The 910-nt window shown below is 55.1% G+C and carries 1 protein-coding gene; it reads right to left on the bottom strand.

What is annotated here, in order from left to right:
- Window positions 1–910 (bottom strand): amino acid adenylation domain-containing protein (locus LGZ99_RS24495; RefSeq protein ID WP_262979855.1); only part of this gene is annotated, 910 nt, incomplete at both ends.

The following is a 910-nucleotide window of genomic DNA, read 5'->3' as shown; positions in this document are numbered from 1 at the left end:
CCCGGTTCAATGCGGAAACCGCGAATTTTCACCTGCTGGTCATTACGGCCAAAGAATTCCAGATTGCCGTCCGGCAGGTAACGCGCCAAATCCCCGGTCCGGTACATCCGCGCATCCGGGTCGTCACTGAATGGATCGACCAGGAAACGTTCCACCGTCAATTCTGGCCGGTTCAGATAACCCCGCGCAACACCCGCACCACCAACATACAATTCACCTACTGTCCCCAACGGCACTGGCTGGCCGTATTTATCCAACAGATAGAGCGTTAAATCCGGGATACGCGTACCGATAGGGCTGCTTATCTGCGCCACATCATCATGATTAAGCACCCGATAAGTCACATGAACCGTCGTCTCCGTGATACCGTACATATTCACCAACCGGGGCGACGTCTCTTCACGCAGGCGATACCAAGGCCGCAACATACCGGGATCAAGGGCTTCTCCCCCAAAGATGATATAACGCAACTGATCCGGCAATGGGTTGGCGACATAACTGGCAATAAAGGCTTTGAAAGCACTCGGTGTCTGATTCAACACGGTGATACCGTGCCGGCTCACAAATTGATGCAGCTCTTGCGGGGAACGGGCAATCACATGCGACACCAGAACCAGTTTTGCGCCGTAGCGTAAAGCCCCCCACAATTCCCATACCGAGAAGTCAAAAGCGATGGAATGCAGCAGGCACCAAATATCTTGCCGGTCAAAGTGATACCAGGATTCAGTCGCCTCAAACAAACGCAGGATATTACGGTGCTCGACCATCACGCCCTTCGGCGTACCCGTCGAGCCAGAGGTGTAAATCACATACGCCAGGTGCCGGGACGTCAGCGCAGGGACCTGCGGGTTAACATCCGGCTGATCCGGCAGGGTATTATTCGGGTCGAGCACGGTCAGCGCAGCCAGCG

This window comes from Photorhabdus temperata (assembly GCF_025384845.1).
Classification (GTDB): Bacteria; Pseudomonadota; Gammaproteobacteria; order Enterobacterales; family Enterobacteriaceae; genus Photorhabdus; species Photorhabdus temperata.
Note: the sequence above shows the minus strand (reverse complement) of the source record. Positions and strands in the feature narration are given on the sequence as shown.